This window comes from Sphingomonas phoenicis (assembly GCF_047238005.1).
Lineage (GTDB): Bacteria > Pseudomonadota > Alphaproteobacteria > Sphingomonadales > Sphingomonadaceae > Sphingomonas.
This window is the reverse complement of sequence record NZ_JBDFMC010000002.1, coordinates 1-20,435: the sequence shown is the minus strand read 5'-3', so window position 1 is coordinate 20,435 and position 20,435 is coordinate 1. Positions and strand designations below refer to the sequence as shown.

Sequence of the window (20,435 nt, the reverse complement as noted above, 5' to 3'; positions counted from 1 at the left end):
GTTGCGTCGCCACATGCGGCACTCCATAGCCGGTCGGCGCCGCCTTACCAAGGACGACCCATGAACGCCCTTTCCCTGACTGCCGCCCTCCTCGCCGCCAGCGTCCTGGCCGGCCCGCTCGCCGCACAGACCGGTTCGCCCCCGCCCACCGCGCCGATCCCCCCGCAGCAGCAGGTGCCCGCGCCGCCGCCGCCACCGTTCCCCGCGGCGCCTCCGAAGCTGATCGTCGCGATCTCGGTCGACCAGTTCTCCGCCGACCTCTTCGCGCAGTATCGCAACCATTACACCGGCGGCCTTGCCCGCCTGCTGACCGGCGGCGTCTTTCCCTCCGGCTACCAGAGCCATGCAGCGACCGAGACCTGCCCCGGCCACTCCACGATCCTGACGGGCTATCGCCCCGCCCATACCGGGATCATCGCCAACAACTGGATCGACCAGCGCGCCGGCCGCGCAGACAAGACCGTGTACTGCTCCGAGGACGAGCGGGTGCCGGAATCGACCCACGAACGCTACACCGTGTCCGATATGCACCTGAAGGTGCCGACACTGGGAGAACGGATGAAGGCGGCGAACCCCGCCGCCCGCGTTGTCTCGGTCGCGGGGAAGGACCGGGCAGCGGTGATGATGGGCGGCCATAAGGTCGACGAGCTGTGGTGGTGGGACGGCAAGACCTATACTTCCTATGCCGGCCGCGCCGTACCGCCGGTGGTCCAGCGCACCCGCGACGCCGTGGCCGCGCTGATCGCCCGTCCGCAGGCGGCGCTGCCGCTGCCCGGCTGGTGCCGGCCGGTCGACCGCAGCATCGCGGTCGGCGACCAGCAGCTGGGCCAGGGCCGCTTCGTCCGCGCCGCCGGCGATGCCCACGCCTTCCGCGCCTCGCCCGCATCCGATGCGGCGGTGCTCGCCATGGCGGCCGGGCTGGTCCAGGACATGAAGCTCGGCACCGGTGCCGCGACCGACCTGATCGCGGTCGGGCTGTCCGCCACCGACTATATCGGCCATTCGCTGGGCACCCAGGGTGCCGAGATGTGCATCCAGATGAACGAGCTCGACCAGTCGCTCGCCGGCTTCTTCGCGGTGCTGGACGAAACGGGCATCGATTACGAGGTCATGCTGACCGCCGACCACGGCGCCCACGACATGACCGAGCGGCAACAGCAGCGCGCGATGCCGATGGAGGCGCACGTCGCGCCCGAATCGCTCGCGCCCGCCGTCGGCGGCGCCATCGCGCGCGACCTGAAGCTCGCCGGTCCGGTGCTGCTGGGTACCGAGGGGGACATCTACGTCGCCGACACCGTACCCGCGGCGCAGCGCCCCCGCGTGCTGGCCGAGGCCATTCGCCGCTACCGCGCCCTGCCGCAGGTCGCCGCCGTCTTCACCGGTGCCGAGATCGCCGCGTCGCCGATGCCCGCCGGCCCGCCCGAAACCTGGACGCTGCTCGAGCGCGCGCGAGCGAGCTACGATCCGCAGCGCTCGGGCGACCTCCTCGTCCTCCTCAAGCCGCGCGTCACCTCGATCGAGAAGCCGACCACCGGCTATGTCGAGACGCACGGCAGCCCGTGGGACTATGATCGCCGCGTGCCGATCCTGTTCTGGCGCAAGGGCATGACCGGCTTCGAACAGCCGCTGTCGGTCGAGACGGTCGATATCATGCCCACCCTCGCCGCCACGATCGGGCTGAAGGTGTCCGGCCAGGACGGCCGCTGCCTCGACCTAGATCCCGGTCCGGCGGACACCTGCCGGCGGTAGACGTATCCGCCACCCCGGCGGTCAGTCGGGGTGGCGTGAATGCTCAGTCCAGGTTCGGCCGCAGCCAGCGCGTCGCCTGCGCCACGTCCACCCCGCGCCGCGCGGCATAATCCGCGACCTGATCCTCGCCGATCCGCGCCACGCCGAAATACTCCGCCTGCGCGTGGCCGAAGTAGAAACCGCTGACCGCCGCCGTCGGCAGCATCGCGAAGCTTTCGGTCAGCTCCAGCCCGGTGTTCGCCTCGGCATCCAGCATCGCGAACAGCGTCGTCTTCAGCGAATGCTCGGGACATGCCGGATAGCCCGGCGCCGGGCGGATGCCGCGATACTGCTCGCGGACCAGCGCGTCGTTGGTCAGCTGCTCGCCCGGCGCATAGCCCCACAGGTCGGTGCGGACATGCGCATGCAGCCGCTCCGCGAACGCCTCCGCCAACCGGTCCGCCAGCGCCTTCAGCAGGATGTCGTTGTAATCGTCGTTGTCCGCCTTGTAGCGCGCCATATGCGGCTCGATGCCGTGGATGCCCACCGCGAAGCCACCCATCCAGTCGCCCGCCGGATCGATGAAATCGGCCAAGCACATGTTCGCCCGCCCCTCCCGCTTGGCGATCTGCTGGCGCAGGAACGGCAGCCGCACGGTCGCCTCCTGCGTGCGGTCCAGGTTCGGGATGTGGAACCCCTCGGGAATGCTCGCGCCATCCGGGCTGCGGTGCGACTCGCGATGCTCGGTATAGACCCAGACGTCGTCGTCGTGGCGGTGACACGCCCACAGGCCGCAGACGCCGCGCGCGGTCAGCCACTTCTCCGCGACGATCCGGTCGAGCATCGCCTGCGCGTCCTCGTACAGGCCGCTCGCGCTCTCGCCGACCACCTCGTCGGTCAGGATCGCCGGGAAATTGCCGGCCAGCTCCCACGCGCGGAAGAACGGCGTCCAGTCGATATAGCCGCGCAGGTCGGCAAGGTCCCAGTCGTCGAACACATGCACGCCCGGCTGCGCCGCCGGCGGTGCCTTCAGCGCCATGTCGACGCTCAGTCCGCGGGCGCGCGCCTCGGCCAGCGGCAACAGGTCGTTCTGCCCCTTGTTGGCGCGCGCCACGCGCACCTTCTCGTAATCCTCGGCAATGCCCAGAACATAGGCGTCGCGCTGCGTGTCGCTGACCAGCGTCGTCGCCACGCCCACGGCCCGCGACGCGTCGAGCACATGCACGATCGGCCCGTCATAGGCGGGCGAGATGCGGAGAGCGGTATGCACCTTCGACGTCGTCGCCCCGCCGATCAGCAGCGGCATCGTCATGCCCGCCCGCTTCATCTCTTCCGCCACGGTCACCATCTCGTCGAGCGACGGCGTGATGAGGCCCGACAGCCCGATCATGTCGGCATCGTTCTCGTTCGCAGCGGCGAGGATTTTCGACCACGGCACCATCACGCCCAGATCGACCACGTCGAAGCCGTTGCACTGCAGCACGACGCCGACGATATTCTTGCCGATATCGTGCACGTCGCCCTTCACGGTCGCCATCACGATCTTGCCCTTGCCCTTGGCGCCCGGTTCCTTCGCCGCCTCGATGAAGGGCAGCAGGTGCGCCACCGCCTTCTTCATCACGCGCGCCGATTTCACCACCTGCGGCAGGAACATCTTGCCCGATCCAAACAGGTCGCCAACGACGTTCATCCCGTCCATCAGCGGTCCCTCGATCACCTCGATGGGCCGGGCGAACTGCTGGCGGCATTCCTCGGTATCGTCGACGACATGCGCGTCGATGCCCTTCACCAGCGCATATTCCAGCCGCTTGGTGACGGGCAGCGAACGCCATTCCGCCGCCGCCTTTTCCGCCACCGCATCGGTGCCGCGATACTTTTCCGCCAGCGCGACCAGCCGGTCGCCCGCCTCCGGATCGCGGTTCAGCACCACGTCCTCGCACGCCTGCCGCAGCTCGGGGTCGATCGTGTCGTAGACGTCGAGCTGCCCGGCGTTGACGATCGCCATGTCCATGCCAGCAGGAATCGCGTAATACAGGAACACCGAATGCATCGCGCGCCGCACCGGCTCGTTGCCGCGGAAGCTGAACGACAGGTTCGACAGCCCGCCCGAGATATGGACGTGCGGACAGCGCGCCTTGATCGCGCGACACGCCTCGATGAAATCGACGCCGTAGTTGTTGTGTTCCTCGATCCCCGTCGCCACCGCGAATACATTGGGGTCGAAGATGATGTCCTCCGGCGGAAAGCCGATGCCCGTCAACAGGTCATAGGCGCGCGCGCAGATCTCGACCTTGCGCTGCTGCGTGTCCGCCTGTCCGACCTCGTCGAACGCCATGACGACCACCGCCGCGCCGTACGCCATGCACTTGCGCGCATGATACAGAAAGGCCTCCTCGCCCTCCTTCATGCTGATCGAATTGACGATCGGCTTGCCGCTGACGCACTTCAGCCCCGCCTCGATCACGCTCCATTTGGAACTGTCGATCATGATCGGCACGCGCGCGATGTCGGGCTCGGCGGCGATCAGCTTCAGGAACGTCGTCATGGCGAACTCGGCGTCGAGCAGCCCCTCGTCCATGTTGACGTCGACCACTTGCGCGCCGTTCTCGACCTGCTGGCGCGCGACCTCGACGGCGCGGGTATAATCCCCCGCCATGATCATCTTCTTGAACGCCGCGGAGCCCGTGACGTTGGTGCGCTCGCCGATATTGACGAACTGGGTCGAGGAAGTGGTCATGATCTTCTTCTTCTCCCCTCCCGCTTGCGGGAGGGGCTGGGGGAGGGAAGGTCGGCAGGTGGAGCGCTGGAGGATGGCCCCTCCCCCGACCCCCGCCCGCAAGCGGGGGGGGCTAAGCCGCCATCGTGAACGGTTCGAGACCGGCCAGCCGCGTCCGCACCGCCGGCGTCGGGATCGTCCGCGGCGTCACCCCGCGCGCCATCTCGGCGATCGCCCGGATATGCGCCGGCGTCGATCCGCAGCAGCCGCCCAGCACGTTGACCTGCCCCGCCTGCGCCCATTCGCCGACCAGCCCCGCGGTCGTCGCCGGCGCCTCGTCATAGGCGCCCAGCTCGTTGGGCAGGCCGGCGTTGGGATAGACCATGATCAGCGTGTCGCAGATCTCCGACAGCGTCTTCACGTGCGGCCGCAGCTGCTCCGCCCCGAACGAACAGTTCAGCCCGATCGTCACCGGCTTGGCATGCCGCACCGCGTGCCAGAACGCCTCGACCGTGTGCCCCGACAGGTTGCGCCCTGACAGGTCGGTCAACGTCATCGACAGCATCAGCGGCAGGTCGCGGCCCAGATCGTCGGCGGCATCCAGCGTCGCCATGATGCCCGCCTTGGCGTTCAGCGTGTCGAACACCGTCTCGATCAGGATGAAATCGGCACCGCCCTCGACCAGCGCGTCGATCTGCTCGCGGTACACGCCCTTCAGGTGATCGAAATCGATCTCGCGATAGCCGGGATCGTTGACGTCGGGCGACAGCGACAGCGTCTTGTTGGTCGGCCCGATCGCGCCGGCGACGAAGCGCGGCCTTCCGTCGCGCGCGGTGAATTCGTCGGCGATCCGCCGCGCCATCGCCGCGCTCTCGACGTTGATCTCGCGCACCAGATGCTCGGCGCCGTAATCCGCCTGGCTGATCCGGTTCGCCGAGAAAGTGTTGGTCTCCGCGATGTCCGCCCCCGCCTCGAAATAGGCGCGGTGGATCGATGCCGGCACCTCGGGCCTGGTCAGCGCCAGGATGTCGTTGTTGCCCTTCTGGTCGTGGCTCAGGCCCAGCGTGCCCGCATAGTCCGCCTCGGACAGCTTCCAGTTCTGGATCTCCGTCCCGAACGCGCCGTCGGTGATCAGGATGCGCTTCGCCGCCTCGGCCAGGAATGTATCGCGAATGGTCATGGTCAAACTTTCATGTGTCCCCGCGAAGGCGGGGACCCAGTGCTGGGCTCCCGCCTTCGCGGGAGCACATCAGGGTCACTCGGCCGCTACCGCAGCGTCCACCGCCGTCGCCCGCACCCCCAGCAGGTGACAGATCGCGAACGCCAGCTCCGCGCGGTTCAGCGTGTAGAAGTGCAGCTGCTTCACCCCGCCCGCGTACAGCCGGCGCGACAGTTCCGCCGCCACCGTCGCCGCGACCAGCTGGCGCGCCGCGGGATGGTCGTCCAGCCCCTCGAACAGGCGGGCCATCCATGCCGGCACGTCGGTGCCGCACATCGCGCTCATCCGCTTCACGCTGGCGAAGTTGGCGACCGGCATGATCCCGGGCACGATCTCCGCCGCGATCCCCGCCGCCGCCACCGCGTCGCGGTACCGGAAGAAGGTTTCGGGCTCGTGGAAGAACTGGGTGATCGCCCGGCTCGCGCCCGCGTCCAGCTTGCGCTTCAGATTGTCCAGGTCGGCGCGCGCATCCGCCGAATCCGGATGGCATTCCGGATAGGCCGCGACCGAGATCTCGAACGGGTGCAGCCGCTTCAGGCCCGCGACCAGCGCCGCCGCATTCTCGTACCCGCCGGGATGGCTCGCGAAGCGGGCGCCGGCCTGCGGCGGATCGCCGCGCAGCGCGACGATGTGGCGCACGCCCGCCGCCCAATATTCCTCGGCCACCTGGTCGATCTCGGCCTTGGTCGCCTCGACGCAGGTCAGGTGCGCCGCCGCCGCCAGCGACGTCTCGCGCTGGATCCGCGCCACCGTCGCATGCGTCCGCTCGCGCGTGGTGCCGCCCGCGCCATAGGTCACCGACACGAAGCGCGGGCCCAGCGGCTCCAGCGTCCGCACCGCGTCCCACAGCTGCTCCTCCATCTTCTCGCTTTTCGGCGGGAAGAATTCGAAGCTCACGTCCAGGTCGCCGCCCACATCCGCGTACAGCGGGGTTTCCAGCGCCCGGCGCGCTTCCGCCAGCTGGTTGACCGAGATCGTCATGCCGCCTTCACCTCATGCAGGACCGTCGCACCTTTTCGCGCCAGCCACAGTTTCACCGTCAGTTCCCCGCCGCCCAGCGTCTCGACGCGCACCATCCGCAGGCCCGCCGCCTCGGCCCAGCCGGCGATCTGCTCGTCGGCGAAGCCCAGCCGCACATGCGCGTCGCGCGCGCGCAGCTCCTCGCGGTCGTGCGGGGCGAAATCCGCGATCAGCAGCCGCCCGCCCGGCGCCAGCACGCGTGCCGCCTCGCCGATCGCCGCACCCGGCTGCTGCGCGAAATGCAGCACGTGGTGGATGATCGCGACATCCGCCGCGCCGTCCGCCATCGGCAGCGCGTACAGGTCCGCCTGCCGCAGTTCCGTGTTCGCCGCGCCGGCCAGCTTCGCCCGCGCCAGGCGCAGCATCTCCGACGAGCGGTCGATCCCCAGCGCCGCGTCGGCATGGCCCGCGAACAGCTCCAGCATCCGCCCGGTACCCGTGCCGATATCGATCAGCGTCCCCAGCGAACCGTCGCCGTCCGTCCCCAGCAGCTGCGCGATGGCCGCCTCCACCTCGCTTTCGGCGACATGGAGCGAGCGGATCGCGTCCCACTCGTCGGCATGCGTCTCGAACCAGATCGCCGCGGATGCCGCCCGGTCGGCGCGCACCGCCGCCAGCCGCGCCGCATCGGCGACCGCCCAGTGATCCGCCTGCCCCCCGGCCCAGCCGTCCAGCGCCGCCGCGATCGGCGCCACCACGACCGGGTCGCCCAGCGCCACGAACACCCAGCTGCCCTCTTTCCGCCGCTCCGCCAGCCCGGCGTCGCACAGGATCTTCACATGCCGCGACACCCGCGGCTGGCTCTGCCCCAGCACCTGCGCCAGCTCGCCGACCGACAGCTCCATCCGGCGCAGCAGCACCAGGATGCGCAGCCGCGTCGCGTCGCCCAGGGCACCGAAGATGTTGAGAGGCTCGACCATCACGATCAACATATAAAGAAATCTTTATATGCGGTCAATCGAGTGCGCGCAGGGAGCCGATTGGGATCGCTTGCGTTACGACCCCCACGCCGACCTGCTACGTATCAACCTGGGAGAATGTCATGAAGAAGCTCATCATCCCGGCGCTCGCCGCCGTCGCCCTCGCCGCCTGCAGCCAGAACGCGCAGAACGAGACGTCGGAGGCCGCCGGCGCCGTCGCCGCCGATGTCGATGCGACGACCAGCAACGCCGCCGCCGATGTCGATGCCGCCACCGACCGCGCGCTCGACCGGGCGGAGACGAGCCTCGACAATGCCGGCGCCGCGATCGACCGCAACGCCGACCGTGCCGGCGCCGCGATCGGCAACGCCACCGACGATGCCGCCGACGCGACCGGCCAGGCGCTGGAGAACACCGGCAAGGCGATCAAGGACTGATACCGTCTACCCCTTCGCCCATCCGGGCGAAGGGGGTTTACCCGTGATCCGGACGACATCATGACCCTGCGCCGCCTCGGCTCCACCGACCTCAAGATCGCGCCGCTGGTGCTGGGCGGCAACGTCTTCGGCTGGACCGCCGACCGCGAGGCGGGCTTCGCCGTGCTCGACGCATTCGTCGACGGTGGCGGCACGATGATCGACACCGCCGACGTCTATTCCGCCTGGATCGACGGCCACAGCGGCGGTGAATCGGAAACGATGATTGGCGAATGGCTGCGCGCATCCGGTAAACGCGACAAGGTGCAGATCGCCACCAAGGTCGGCATGCTGCCCGGCGAGGGTGGCGAGAAGCTGGCGTCCGCCCGGATCGCCGCCGCCTGCGACGCCTCGCTCCGGCGGCTCGGCACCGACCGTATCGACCTCTATTACGCCCATCAGGACGACGACTCCGTCCCGCAGGAAGAGGTGCTCGCCGCCTTCGCCCGCCTGATCGACGCGGGCAAGATCCGCGTGCTCGGCGCGTCGAACTTCACCGCCGGCCGCCTGAAATCCGCCGTCGACCTGTCGCGCGCCGGCGACCTGCCGCGCATCCACGTCCTCCAGCCCGAATACAATCTGGTCAGCCGCCACCGGTTCGAGGGCGAGTTGCAGGATTTCTGCGTCACCGAGAACATCGCCGTCCTCCCCTATTACGGGCTCGCCGCCGGCTTCCTGACCGGCAAGTACCGCGAGAAGGCCGATCTGGCGCAAAGCGTCCGCGGCGCCGGCATGGCGGATCTGCTGGCCGGTCGCGGCGGCGCCGTCCTGGCCGCGATGGACGACGTCGCGGCGGAGACCGGCGCCACCTTGCCCCAGATTGCGCTCGCCTGGCTGATCGCCCAGCCGGGCATCACCGCGCCGATCGCCAGCGCAAGCCGCCCCGGCCAGGTCGAAGACCTGCTGCCCGCGATGACGCTGGCCCTGTCGAAGGACCAGCTGGAACGCCTCACCAACGCCGGCGCCTGAGCGGCGTCGGCGCTGGCATCCGGCCGGCGCCTGTCATATCCTCGAACGCGTGACGTTGTTTCGCCCGCTCCTGATCGTCCTCGTCTGGCTGGTCGCCGCCCTCCCCGCGCAGGCGGCGGTGACGGCGACCTTCTGGAGCCACGAACTGGGCAACAGCTTTCCCCACGCCTTCTTCACCCTCCGCGGCACGCCCGATGCCGGTGGCCCTGCGGTCGATCTCGCCTATGGCTTCACCGCCCGCACGCTCAGCCCGGCGATCCTGTGGGGCACCGTCGCCGGCCGGCTGGAGGCGGTGAAGCCGAGCTATATCGGCGGCAGCGACGCACAGTTCGCCGTCGTCCTCACCGATGCGCAATACGCCTCGCTGCTCGCCCTCGCCCGCGGATGGAGCGAGGAGGGTGGCGACAACAGCTACAATCTCAACCGCCGCAACTGCGTCCATTTCGTGCAGGAGGCCGCCCGCCGCATCGGCCTGACCGGGCTCGACCAGCCGAAGCTGATGAAGAAGCCGCGCTCCTACCTGAAGGCGGTGACGATCGCGAACCAGGGCCGCGTCATCGCGCTCGGCATCCCGGGCAAGGCGTACCTTTCCACCCTGCCCCCGCTTCCCTCCGTGCCGGCCGCCTCGCGATAGGAGGCGCGGCACGATGCACGCCCCTCCGCTTCCTTTCCGATCGCTGACGCCATCATTCAGCTTCGCCTCACCGCCGATCTGCCACAAGCGGTCGCAAGGCGGATCGGCCATGCTGGTCGTTCGGGTCGCCGGTTGTTGAGGATCGACGAGGATGCGTAGGCTGATCGGAGTATTGCTGGCGGCATCGATACTGGCGCCCGCCACGGCACAGGCCCAGCGCGAAGGATATCGCGGCGACGCCGCCGGGCGGGTAGAGCGGGGCGGTCCGCGCGGCGACGGCGGCAACCGGCCCGATCGCGGACCCGACGGGTTCCGCCCCGACCGGTCCCGGCCGGACGCGCCGTCCGTTGATCCGGCACGCCCGGACGCACCTCGTGCCGATACACCCCGCCCCGATCGGCGCGGTTACGGAACACCGCGTCCCGACGATGGCCGCGGCGACCGGTGGTCCGCCGGCCCCGATAATCGTGGCGATCGCGACCGGGCCGACTGGCGGCGCGATCGTGGCGTCGAGGGGCGCGGCGACGGCATCCCGCGCGGTGCCGACCTGCGCGCCGGTCGCCCAAACGACGATCGCCGCTATCGTGACCGTCGCCCCGGCGACGACGGTCGCGGGCGTGACGACGGTCGTGGGCGCGACTGGACCAGCAGCCGATTCGACGGCAACCGTGGCGACTGGCGCGATGATCGCCGCGGCGACCGCGACGGCTGGAACCGCGGTGACCGCGGCCGGGCCGGCTGGGATGACCGTGGCCGCGACGGTATCGGCTGGAGCGGCCGCGACGGCAATCGCTGGGACCGGGGCTGGCACGGGCAGAGCCGCTACGACTGGACCCGCTACCGCGACGCGAACCGTGGCGCGTTCCGCCTGCCGCGCTATTATGCGCCCAGCGGGTGGAACGGCGGTTACCGCCGCTTCGGCATCGGCTTCAGCCTGTCCGGCGCGCTGTGGGAGCGGAACTACTGGATCGCCGATCCCTACGCCTATCGCCTGCCCGAGGTTTACGGCCCCTATCGCTGGGTCCGCTATTACGACGACGCGCTGCTGGTCGACGTTCGCAGCGGCCAGGTCGTCGACGCGGTCTACGGCATCTTCTGGTAACGGGGTGGCCCGGCGACGGCGTTCCTGCGTCGCCGTCGGGCCTGTTCGTGGCGCTTCGCCCTTGCGCATCGTCCTGCGGAACACGAAAATACCCGCATGAGCATGTTCGCCCGCGCCCGAAAGCCTGCGACCTCCTCCGTGCGCCAGCTGGTCGGGTTGCAGGTCGCGGCCCGCCTGGATGCCGATCCTGCCGTCCGGCGCGCCGCCATCGATCTGGCGCAGGTCTATCACTATCCCGACTTCCTTGATGGTCCCACCTGCGACCGGCTGATCGCGATGATTGACGCGCATCGCCGCCCCTCCACCCTGCTGTCCGACCGCAACGACCAGGGTTTCCGCACCAGCGACAGCTGCGACATGGATCGCTGGTCGCCCGACGTGCAGCCGACCGACGAGGCGATCGCCCGTCTGCTCGGCATCGATCCCGATTTCGGGGAGACGATGCAGGGCCAGCGCTACGCCCCCGGCCAGCATTTCCGCGCCCACCACGACTATTTCCACTCGTCCGAAAGCTATTGGGAGCGGATGCAGAAGGAGGGCGGCCAGCGCACCTGGACGGCGATGATCTATCTGAACGATGTCGAGGAAGGCGGCGCCACCTGGTTTCCGCAAGCCGGGATCAAGGTCGCCCCGCGCCGCGGCATGCTGCTCGCCTGGAACAACATGAAGCCCGACGGCAGCCCGAACGAGGCCACCATCCACGAAGGCATGCCGGTCGTCGCCGGCATAAAGTACATCGTCACCAAATGGTTTCGCGAGGATCGCTGGATCAAATGACCTGTCCTACCCGGGCCGGTTCGTGCGATGGGCAGCCATGCCGTCCCCCCTCGCCGCTTCCTTCGTCCGCCCGGGTCCAGATCGGAGCGGGAGCGTGGAAGCAGGACTAGGGCCGATCGCCATTCGGCTTTCGGCGCGGATCATGGGCCCGCAAAACCTCCGTCGTCCGCGCGCAGGCGGGTATCCATACGCGCCAACGAACGATTTTCAGGCGAACGCGGTGCGTCCAAGGATTTCCGCCTGCGCGCGAACGACCGAAACAGGCGAAAGCGCTGAATGCCGATCCGTCCTGGAGTGCGGATCATCCAGGATAAGGCACCACCCCGGCGAAGGCCGGGGTCCAGTTGGGATGGCCGGCTTGACGATGCGCAACGCCAATCTCCGCCAGCCCGACGCCGGCCGTCGTCCTTGCGGGGTGGTCGTCGTGAGCGGATCGGCCTTGACGGATCACCCTCTGGCATCCCCCCACCCGCCCCTCCCCGCCGCCCCGCGCCGGCGTCGTCCCGGCATTCACCGCCCCGCGGATGCGCCGTCGGTCGCCCTCGCGGGATCACCGCTACCGACCGACCACGCCTCAACATTCGGGACCCTCAACATTCGCGCCTCAACATTCGACCGTCTCAACGTTCGCGCCATCGGGACCAGCCTCAACATTCGAGGTTTACGCCGCAAGCCATTGATAAAGCGGGCTTGCACCGGCTCGATGCGCCGTCACAACATTGGCGCCGGAACCGCCGCATCCCTAAACTTCCTCAACATTCGCGCATGACCGTCCTCGGCATCACCCGCTCGCTCGCCGGCCAGCCGTGGCACTGGCGATCGCTGTCCGCCGACGCGCGCGACGGCATGATGGGGCAGGATGCGCTGATCGATCAGCTGCTGCTGTCGCGCGGCTGTCCGCCCGATCTGCTCGACGACCACAAGGCACCCTCCATCCGTGCCTTCATGCCCGATCCGTCGATCTTCCGCGACATGGACCGCGCCGCCGAACGCCTCGCCGATGCCGTCACCGTCGGGGAAAAGCTGGCGATCTTCGGCGACTACGATGTCGATGGCGCGACTTCCACGGCGCTGCTGGTACGCGTGCTGCGCGACTGCGGGCTTGATCCGCGCGCCTATATCCCCGACCGGCTCACGGAGGGTTATGGCCCCACCGCCCCTGCGCTCCACCGCCTCGCTGCCGAGGGTGCGACCCTGATCGTCACCGTCGACTGCGGTGCGCAGGCGTTCGATGCGCTGGAGGCGTTGCGCGATACCGCCGTCGACATCCTCGTCGTCGATCACCACCAATGCGCCAGCAGCCTGCCCCCAGCCCATGCGCTGGTGAACCCCAATCGCCTCGACGAGGCGGCCGACGCCGCCGCGCACGGCCATCTCGCCGCGGTCGGCATGTGCTTTCTGCTCGCCGCCGCGCTGGTCCGCACGCTGCGCGCCCGCGGTTTCTTCGCCGATCGGCCCGAGCCGCGGCTGCTCGACCTGCTCGACCTCGTCGCGCTCGGCACCGTTGCCGATGTCGCCCAGCTCCGCGGCCTCAACCGCGCCTTCGTGGCCCAGGGGCTGAAGGTGATGGGCCGCCGTGCCAATATCGGCCTGTCGGCGCTGATCGCCGCCTCGCGGCTCACCCGCGCGCCGACCTGCACCGATCTCGGCTTCGCGCTGGGGCCTCGCATCAACGCCGGCGGCCGCGTCGGCCGCGCCGATCTGGGCGTCCGCCTGCTCACCACCGGCGATCCGGACGAGGCGCAGGCCCTCGCCGCCGATCTCGACCGCCTCAACGAGGAACGTCGCGCGATCGAGGCGGCGGTGCAGGCAGAGGCGGATATGCGGATCGATCCGTCCGCCGCGGTCGTCGTCGTCGCCGGCCATGGCTGGCACCCCGGCGTGATCGGCATCGTCGCCGGGCGGCTGAAGGAGCGGCTCGGCCGCCCGGTCGTCGTGATCGCGATCGACGAACGGGGTATCGGCAAGGGCTCGGGCCGCTCGATCGCCGGCGTCGATCTGGGCGCCGCGATCCTCGCTGCGAAGGAGCATGGGCTGCTCGTCGCCGGCGGCGGACACGCGATGGCTGCCGGGCTGACCATGCGCGAGGATGCCCTCCCCGCCCTCGCCGCCTTCCTCGACGAACGCCTGCGCACTACTGTCGATCGCGCGCGTGAGGACCGGGCTCTCCTCGTCGACGCCGTCCTGGCGCCCGGCGGCGTCAATCCCGGCCTTGTCGAATCGCTCGACGCCGGCGGGCCCTACGGCGCCGGCTGGCCCTCGCCCCGCGTGGCCGCCGGCCCGTTCCGGCCCGTCCGCGTCGACGTCGTCGGCAACGGGCATGTCCGCCTCCTCGCCGCCGGCGGCGATGGCCACACCGTCAAGGCGATCGCCTTCCGCGCCGCCGACACGCCGCTCGGCCAGGCCCTCCTCGCCGCCCCGCCCCACCGCCGCCTCTGGCTCGCCGGCCGCGTCCGCCTCGACGAGTGGGGCAGCCGCCCCGCCGCCGAATTACATCTCGACGATGCCGCCTGGGCGGATTGACGAGCCCGCAACACTGGCCTAACCGACCCCCACCACGCGAGGCCCCTTCGTCTAGCGGTTAGGACGCGGCCCTTTCACGGCTGAAGCACGGGTTCGATTCCCGTAGGGGTCACCATTTAAATGATTGATATTGCAGAATTTTTGCAATGTCCGTGGGAGCAGCACAACGAGCGGAAGGCGATCGGATGGGGCAGCGGCGGCGCGATGTATGCCGACCAGGTCGATGCCGGCCACCGCAAGCATGCCTCGGCGCAGCTTCTGAAGGCAGTCGCCGATGCTTGCGGCGACGTCGAGGCGTGGATCGCGCAATATGACGCAAAGACGCGCCGCGTCCCCGCGATCGCGGCCGGGATCGCCGAGCGGCTGCTTGTCGCCGGCCGCGTCGATGAAGCACGGGCCGCGATCGAGGCGAGCGAGGCGGGCCGCGGCGGCTGGGTGCCGCCCGAATGGGATCAGGCGCGCCTCGACGTGCTGGAGACGCTCGGGCGGCACGAGGATGCGCAGGCGTTCCGCTGGGTCGGCGATGCGCTCGACGCCCTTTCAGACATAATGACAGAAGCTTTGGACCGCGCGGGCGCGCAAACGCATCGGGAAGTGTTGCGGTCGATATCCGTCATCGACTTCGAAGTGTAATCGCTCCGCAATGAAGATGTCGGCCGGCGACAGTAGTGCCGCCGCATGTTTCATGCGAAAGAACCGGTCGTGGGCCGGTCCGCCGCCGCGGATCCGCCCGCAACGATATGGCAGCGGCTGGTTCGTCAGATCGAACTCGCCACGCGGCGGTCGGATGCCGAGGACCTGCTGCAGGAGGCGCGCGCGCGCCTGCTGGCAAGGGTGACCTGCCCGGACAATGTCGAAGCCTTTCTCGTCCGCGCGGCGATCAACACCGGTCGCGATGCGTATCGGCGCGAGCGCGTCCGCGTCGGGCAGGCTCTCGATGACCCGGCCGGGGACGTCGCCGACCCCTTCCCTCTCCAGGACGAGGTGCTCATCATGCGTGCGAGACTGGATCGCGTCCGCGAGGGCGTCGAACGGCTGAGCCCGCGCACGCGGGAGGTGTTCCTGATGCAGCGGATAGAGGGCTGCACCTATCGCGAGATCGCGACTCGGCTTGCCATCAGCCAGAGCGCGGTGGAAAAGCACATGGCGAAGGCGATGACCCATCTCGCCGCATGGACGGAGCATTGGTGACCCCCGACGCCGCCGAACGCATGGCCGCCCGCTGGATTGCCCGATTGCAGGCGGACGACCGGACGGTTCAGGACCAGCGCGACTGGCGCCTCTGGCTGGAGACGGACCCAGCCCACCGCGCCGCCTTCGAGCGGCTGTCGCTGCTGTGGGATCTGGTACCGGGCAGCGGGGCCGCGACCACGACACGGCGACCCGCGCTGACACGCCGACGGGTGATGGCCGGGCTCGGCGCCACCGTCGCGACCGGCGGCGCGATGCTCTGCGGACAGATGGCCACGGCGGGCACCCGCGTGTCGACTGGCATCGGCGAACGGCGCGGATTGCGGCTGCAGGATGGTTCGCACCTCGTCCTCGACGCGCTCACGCAGGTGACCCTCGCGGGATGGCCGGACTATCGCCGCATGTGGCTGGACGCAGGCCGGATCGAGCTGGCGATCGCACCCGGTGAGCGTCCCTTCGTCGCGACAGCGGGCGGCAGCGTGCTGAGAGCGACGGGAGGTCGGTTCGACGTGCGGCGCGATCCCGGCGACACCGTTATGGTCACCGGCATCGCCGGACAGGCGCAGGTCTTCGCGTCGCGGACCGTCCACGCGCTGCATGCCGGGCTCCGATGGACCGCGGACCGCGCGGGCGGCAAGGTGGAACCGCAGGATCTTGCCGCTACACGTGCGTGGCACGACGGTCGCGCCGTCTTCCACGCGGATCGCATCGCTGACGTGGCGCGGGAGGCGAACCGATACAGTGCCATGCCGCTCGTGGCCGGCGACGCGACTGCCGCAGCGATGCGGGTCAGCGGCGTCTACAGAATGGGCGACAATGCCGCACTCGCCGAAGCGCTGGCGACGTTGCACGGGCTGACGGTGGAGCAGCGCGCCGACGCGATCGTGCTGCGCAGGAAAATCTGAACCCTCCGGGGGTGGGGTAGATCGCGGCTCGCGCGTCGGATGGATGCGGCGAGGGGGCCGCGACCATCCGGGGGACAATTTCGTGAAGCACCGTCATCTATCTCGCCTGCGCCGTTCGCTGGCCCTGTCCGCAGGACTGCTCGCCCTGCTGTCCACGCCGGCCGTTGCGCAGGACACGACACGGACGGTCACGATCGCGGCGCAGCCGCTCGCGACGGCGCTGGAGGCGGTGGCACGACAGACGGGCGTGAACGTCCTCTTCTCGCCCGGCATCGTCGCCGGCGCAAGCGCACCCGCGGTCAGCGGGCGGATGAGCGCGCGTCAGGCCGTGGATCGCCTGATCGCCAGACGGCCGCTCCGCGTCCAGCGGCAGCCCGACGGGACGCTGCTCGTCCTCACCGTGACGACGGCCGTCACGTCGGGCGCGGCCCAGACCGCCGGGTCTTTGCCGGAAGAGCAGGCCGGGGCGGACATCGTCGTCACCGGCTATGCCGGCAGCCTGTCCCGCGCTCTCGACGAGAAGCGATCCGCGACGAACGTGGTGGACGTGGTGCGCGCCGAGGACATCGGCAAGTTTCCCGCGCAGAATATCGCTGAGGCGTTGCAGCGCGTCCCCGGCGTATCGATCGTGCGCGACCGCGGCGAAGGCGTGTTCGTGCGCATTCGTGGTCTCGGCGCCAGCTTCCAGGTGGTGACGCTCAACAACCGTACCGTCGCGGTGAATGAGAACGTGCGCGACAGCGGGCAGAGCGGGCGCCAGTTCCGCTTCGACACGCTGCCGTCGGAGCTGATGTCGGCGGTCGAGGTGGTCAAGAGCCCGCGTGCCGACCTGGACGAGGGCGGGATCGGCGGCATCGTCAACCTGCGCACCTTCCGGCCGATGGACCTCAAGGAGCCGATGTTGAACCTGTCGGCCAACATGAGCGCGCCGTTGCTGGCCGGCAAAGGCAATCCGCGGCTGTCGGGCCTCGCCAGCTGGATGAACCCGGCAGGCACGTTCGGCGCGCTGGTGGCGGCGGTCTATGACGAGCGGACGACGCGGCAGGATCGCGTCACCGGCGTCGGGTGGACCGACGGCCGCATCGACGCGAACGGCGACGGGACGCTCGATCCAGGCACGATCCTCGTGCCAACCAGTACCCGCCCAACGCTGGAGCGCGAGGACCGGCGCCGCATCGGCCTGAACGGCGCGCTGCAATGGAAGCCGGACGACCGGTTCGAGCTCAACCTCGACGCGCTGTGGACCCGGCTCGACATCGACTATGACGAACTGACCTATTCGACCGACTTCGCCAATACGACCGCACGCGCCCTGGTGCCGGGCACAGCGGTCGTCACTGACGGCATCCTGACGGCCGGAACGGTCGGCACATCAACCCAGATCGGGCGCGAAACGTCGACCCTGGAATATGCGAACTGGCTGATCGGCGGCAACGCACGCTGGCACGCAGACGGCTGGACGGCGGGCACCGACATCAGCTTCGGCCGCGCAGTGTCTGACACGCCGACCCCGATCTACCGCACGCGCCTGCTGGGTACGGTGGGCAATGTCGCGTTCGACTATGGCAAGGCGGGCGAGCGCCTGCCGAACCTTCGCTTCCTGTCCGCCGATCTGGGCCAGCCGAGAACGCTGCCGGGGCGACGGATCGAATATCGCGTCAACGGTTCGATCGACACCGAGCGCTCCGCGAAGTTCGACCTGGTACGCGAACTCGGCAGCGTCGTTACTGCACTCAACGCCGGCGCCAAGGTCCAGCGTCGCGACCGCGATTTCGACCGCCGCGACCTGAACTTCACCGGCGGCATCAACGGTCGCCGCTTCGACGCCGGCTTCTTCGATCCCTTTCCGGTTCGCGGCTTCCTCGACGGGGTCGATGGCCAACTCCCGCGCCGTTGGCTGATGCCGGATACCGCGGCCTTTCTCGGCGCCGCCACGGGCGTCGCCACGCTGCTCGCCGCCCCGCTGAGCCGCAGCGACCTGCGCAATAGCTACGACATCTCCGAGCGGATCGCCGCCGGCTACGCCAGGGTTGATTTCAGCATCCCGGCGGGCGGCATGACGCTGCGCGGCGATATCGGCGTACGCTATGCGCATACGAGGCAGACATCCTCGGGTTACGCCGATAACGGCACCGTCGCCGTGCCAGTGAGCATCCGGCGCGACTACGGCAACTGGCTACCTTCGCTGAACGTCGTAGGCGAACTGACCGATCGCTTGCAGCTGCGCTTCGCCGCGTCGAAGGTCATCACGCGTCCGTCGCTGGCGGATCTCGCACCGCGCCTGACGATCAACTCCAATCCGACGATCCTGACCGCGGTGGGCGGCAATCCGCAGCTCAGGCCGTTCGAGGCGTGGCAGTATGACGGCGCCGCCGAATGGTATCCCGCGCCGGGTGGTGCGCTGATCGGCGCGGTCTTTTACAAGGACATCACGACCTTCGTCTTCCAGCAGACGCGCGACTTCGCGCTCGACGGCGCCACCTACCGGCTGACCGCACCGCAGAACGGCGGCAATGCGCATGTCGCGGGGTTCGAGATCGCCTATCAGCAGCTGTTCCGCGGCCTGCCCTCGCCGTTCGACGGCCTCGGCACGCAGCTCAACTATACGCATACGGACAGCAAGGGCACCTATGCCACCGCCGGCGGCGCCATCTTCCGCGACGCGCTGGTCGACGTGGCCCGCGACACGTTCAACACGACCCTGTTCTACGAAAAAGGCCCGCTCGGGGCACGGGCGAGCTACAGTTGGCGCGGCAAGGTGCTGCGGGACGTGGGCGGCGCGGGGCTCACGGCCAACAACGACAGTCCGTTCGGCAGTCTCGACTTCGACGTTTCGTACAAGGTCACGCCGCGGCTGACCTTCGTCTTGCAAGGCATCAACGTCGCCGGTGGCCGGCAATGGCAATACGTCCGCGACGATCGCTTCAGCGGCTACACCAATTACGGCCCCACGCTGATCGGCGGCGTACGGGCGCGGCTCTGATGCGCTGGAGGCACATCAAGCGACTCCGTTTTCAACATCAACGCAAGGAGGTAATGACGTGCTCCCCAAAGCCCTACCAGTCATAACTGGAGTCCGGGGTTGGTATGGTGCCCCTCGGGGCGGTGTTGCACAACCCGCCTGGCAGCATCGGCGGGCGTCAGCCCGCCAACACCACTATGCGGCCGCACATGGTTGTAGTCGTCGCGCCAGAGCCGCAGCACCGAGCGGGCATGGCCGAGCGATACGAACAGCGTCTCGTTGAGGCATTCGTCGCGCAGACGACCGTTGAAGCTCTCGACGTAGCCGTTCTGCTGCGGCTTGCCCGGCGCGATGTAGTGCCACTCGAGAGGCCGTTCCTGCGTCCATCTCAGGATCGCCAGGCTGGTCAGCTCGGTGCCGTTATCGCTGACAATCATCAGCGGCGGTACGCCCCTGAGCGCGATGATGGCGTCGAGCTCACGAGCGACACGCGCGCCTGACAGCGAGGTGTCCGCCACCAGCGCGAGGCACTCGCGCGTGAAGTCGTCGACCACCGCCAGGATACGGATGCGCCGGCCGCTGATCAGCGTGTCGCTGACGAAGTCGAGGCTCCAGCGCTGGTTCGGTCCCTGTGGCAGCGTCATGGGTGCTCGGGTGCCTATCGCTCGCTTGCGGCCACGCCGACGCCTGACCCGCAGGTTCTCCTCGCGGTAAAGCCGCAGCAGCTTCTTGTGGTTCATGACCAGACCCTCGCGAGCCAGCATGATCCCCAGCCGCCGGTAGCCGAAGCGCCGACGTTCCGCCGCGATCTCGCGCAGCCGCGACCGAAGGTCGCCATCATCACTACGCCGGGGCGCGTAGCGCACCGACGTCCTGTCCACGCTGAAGATGGTACACGCCCGACGCTCGCTGATGCCGAACAACTGCCGAGCATGCTCGACAGCCTTCCGTTGAGCGGCGGGCTTTACCAGTTTTTTGCCGCGACTTCCTTCAGCACGGCATTGTCGAGCATGGCGTCGGCCAGCAGCCGTTTGAGCCGGCCGTTCTCCTCCTCGAGCACCTTCAGCTTGCGCGCCTGCGACACGTCCATGCCGCCATACTTGGCCTTCCACGCGTACAGCGTCGCGCTGCTGATCCCGTGCTTGCGACACACATCGGCGGTCTTCATCCCACCTTCCTGCTCGCGCAGCACCGCGATGATCTGCTCCTCGCTGAACCTGGTCTTCTTCACGTCCGTCTCCTCACGAAGGCGGACTCTAGCTCAAACTGGCAGAGTTTCAGGGGAGCACGTCA

16 protein-coding genes and 1 tRNA gene are annotated in these 20,435 nt (G+C 69.0%); 12 read left to right on the top strand and 5 right to left on the bottom strand.

What is annotated here, in order from left to right; all coding sequences use genetic code 11:
* The first annotated feature begins 60 nt into the window (after window positions 1–60).
* Window positions 61–1,749 carry an alkaline phosphatase family protein gene (locus ABC319_RS00760; RefSeq protein ID WP_413068397.1) on the top strand — a complete coding sequence of 563 codons (1,689 nt, stop codon included), beginning with the start codon at window positions 61–63 and terminating at the stop codon, window positions 1,747–1,749.
* A gap of 43 nt (window positions 1,750–1,792) precedes the next feature.
* Here ABC319_RS00760 and metH read toward each other — a convergent pair whose 3' ends face one another.
* From metH to ABC319_RS00740, 4 genes are all read right to left on the bottom strand, one after another.
* Entirely contained in the window at window positions 1,793–4,465 is a 2,673-nt protein-coding gene (gene metH, locus ABC319_RS00755; protein ID WP_413068396.1) for a methionine synthase, read from the bottom strand.
* Window positions 4,466–4,577: 112 nt separating this feature from the next.
* Entirely contained in the window at window positions 4,578–5,624 is a 1,047-nt protein-coding gene (locus ABC319_RS00750; protein WP_413068395.1) for a homocysteine S-methyltransferase family protein, read from the bottom strand.
* Window positions 5,625–5,699: 75 nt separating this feature from the next.
* Window positions 5,700–6,644, bottom strand: a complete 945-nt coding sequence (gene metF / locus ABC319_RS00745) for a methylenetetrahydrofolate reductase [NAD(P)H] (RefSeq protein WP_413068394.1) — start codon at window positions 6,642–6,644, stop codon at window positions 5,700–5,702.
* Entirely contained in the window at window positions 6,641–7,603 is a 963-nt protein-coding gene (locus ABC319_RS00740) for an ArsR/SmtB family transcription factor (RefSeq protein ID WP_413071577.1), read from the bottom strand. Before ABC319_RS00740 ends, metF begins: the two co-directional genes overlap by 4 nt.
* A gap of 122 nt (window positions 7,604–7,725) precedes the next feature.
* Between ABC319_RS00740 and ABC319_RS00735 the strand changes: the two genes are divergently transcribed.
* The 11 genes from ABC319_RS00735 to ABC319_RS00685 all read left to right on the top strand — a co-directional run bounded on the left by ABC319_RS00735 (window position 7,726) and on the right by ABC319_RS00685 (window position 19,163).
* Entirely contained in the window at window positions 7,726–8,040 is a 315-nt protein-coding gene (locus tag ABC319_RS00735) for a hypothetical protein (RefSeq protein WP_413068393.1), read from the top strand.
* 57 nt (window positions 8,041–8,097) lie between these two features.
* On the top strand, window positions 8,098–9,048 hold the full coding sequence (locus tag ABC319_RS00730; protein WP_413071576.1) for an aldo/keto reductase: 951 nt from the start codon (window positions 8,098–8,100) through the stop codon (window positions 9,046–9,048).
* A gap of 49 nt (window positions 9,049–9,097) precedes the next feature.
* Window positions 9,098–9,682, top strand: coding sequence for a hypothetical protein (locus ABC319_RS00725; RefSeq protein WP_413068392.1), 585 nt, complete (start codon window positions 9,098–9,100; stop codon window positions 9,680–9,682).
* A gap of 151 nt (window positions 9,683–9,833) precedes the next feature.
* Window positions 9,834–10,784 carry an RcnB family protein gene (locus tag ABC319_RS00720; protein ID WP_413068391.1) on the top strand — a complete coding sequence of 317 codons (951 nt, stop codon included), beginning with the start codon at window positions 9,834–9,836 and terminating at the stop codon, window positions 10,782–10,784.
* 96 nt (window positions 10,785–10,880) lie between these two features.
* On the top strand, window positions 10,881–11,561 hold the full coding sequence (locus ABC319_RS00715) for a prolyl hydroxylase family protein (RefSeq protein WP_413068390.1): 681 nt from the start codon (window positions 10,881–10,883) through the stop codon (window positions 11,559–11,561).
* A gap of 765 nt (window positions 11,562–12,326) precedes the next feature.
* A complete protein-coding gene (recJ, locus tag ABC319_RS00710; RefSeq protein WP_413068389.1) occupies window positions 12,327–14,084 on the top strand; it encodes a single-stranded-DNA-specific exonuclease RecJ in 1,758 nt (585 codons plus the stop codon).
* 40 nt (window positions 14,085–14,124) lie between these two features.
* A tRNA-Glu gene (locus tag ABC319_RS00705) sits at window positions 14,125–14,199 on the top strand.
* 5 nt (window positions 14,200–14,204) lie between these two features.
* The gene (locus tag ABC319_RS00700) at window positions 14,205–14,717 is read left to right on the top strand and encodes a DUF6880 family protein (protein ID WP_413068388.1); all 513 of its coding nucleotides are present in this window, start codon (window positions 14,205–14,207) and stop codon (window positions 14,715–14,717) included.
* Window positions 14,718–14,786: 69 nt separating this feature from the next.
* Window positions 14,787–15,275: an RNA polymerase sigma factor gene (locus ABC319_RS00695; RefSeq protein WP_413068387.1), complete on the top strand. Its 489-nt coding sequence runs from the start codon at window positions 14,787–14,789 to the stop codon at window positions 15,273–15,275.
* Complete coding sequence (locus ABC319_RS00690; RefSeq protein WP_413068386.1) at window positions 15,272–16,180, top strand: FecR family protein; 909 nt, start codon at window positions 15,272–15,274, stop codon at window positions 16,178–16,180. Before ABC319_RS00695 ends, ABC319_RS00690 begins: the two co-directional genes overlap by 4 nt.
* A gap of 82 nt (window positions 16,181–16,262) precedes the next feature.
* Window positions 16,263–19,163 carry a TonB-dependent receptor gene (locus tag ABC319_RS00685; protein ID WP_413068385.1) on the top strand — a complete coding sequence of 967 codons (2,901 nt, stop codon included), beginning with the start codon at window positions 16,263–16,265 and terminating at the stop codon, window positions 19,161–19,163.
* 80 nt (window positions 19,164–19,243) lie between these two features.
* Here ABC319_RS00685 and ABC319_RS00680 read toward each other — a convergent pair.
* Window positions 19,244–20,373 (bottom strand): IS3 family transposase gene (locus tag ABC319_RS00680; RefSeq protein ID WP_413068384.1). Its coding sequence is split into 2 segments (ribosomal slippage): window positions 19,244–20,121 and window positions 20,121–20,373, totalling 1,131 coding nucleotides; the frame shifts between segments, so codons are not numbered across the junction.
* Between the last annotated feature and the right edge of the window lie 62 nt (window positions 20,374–20,435).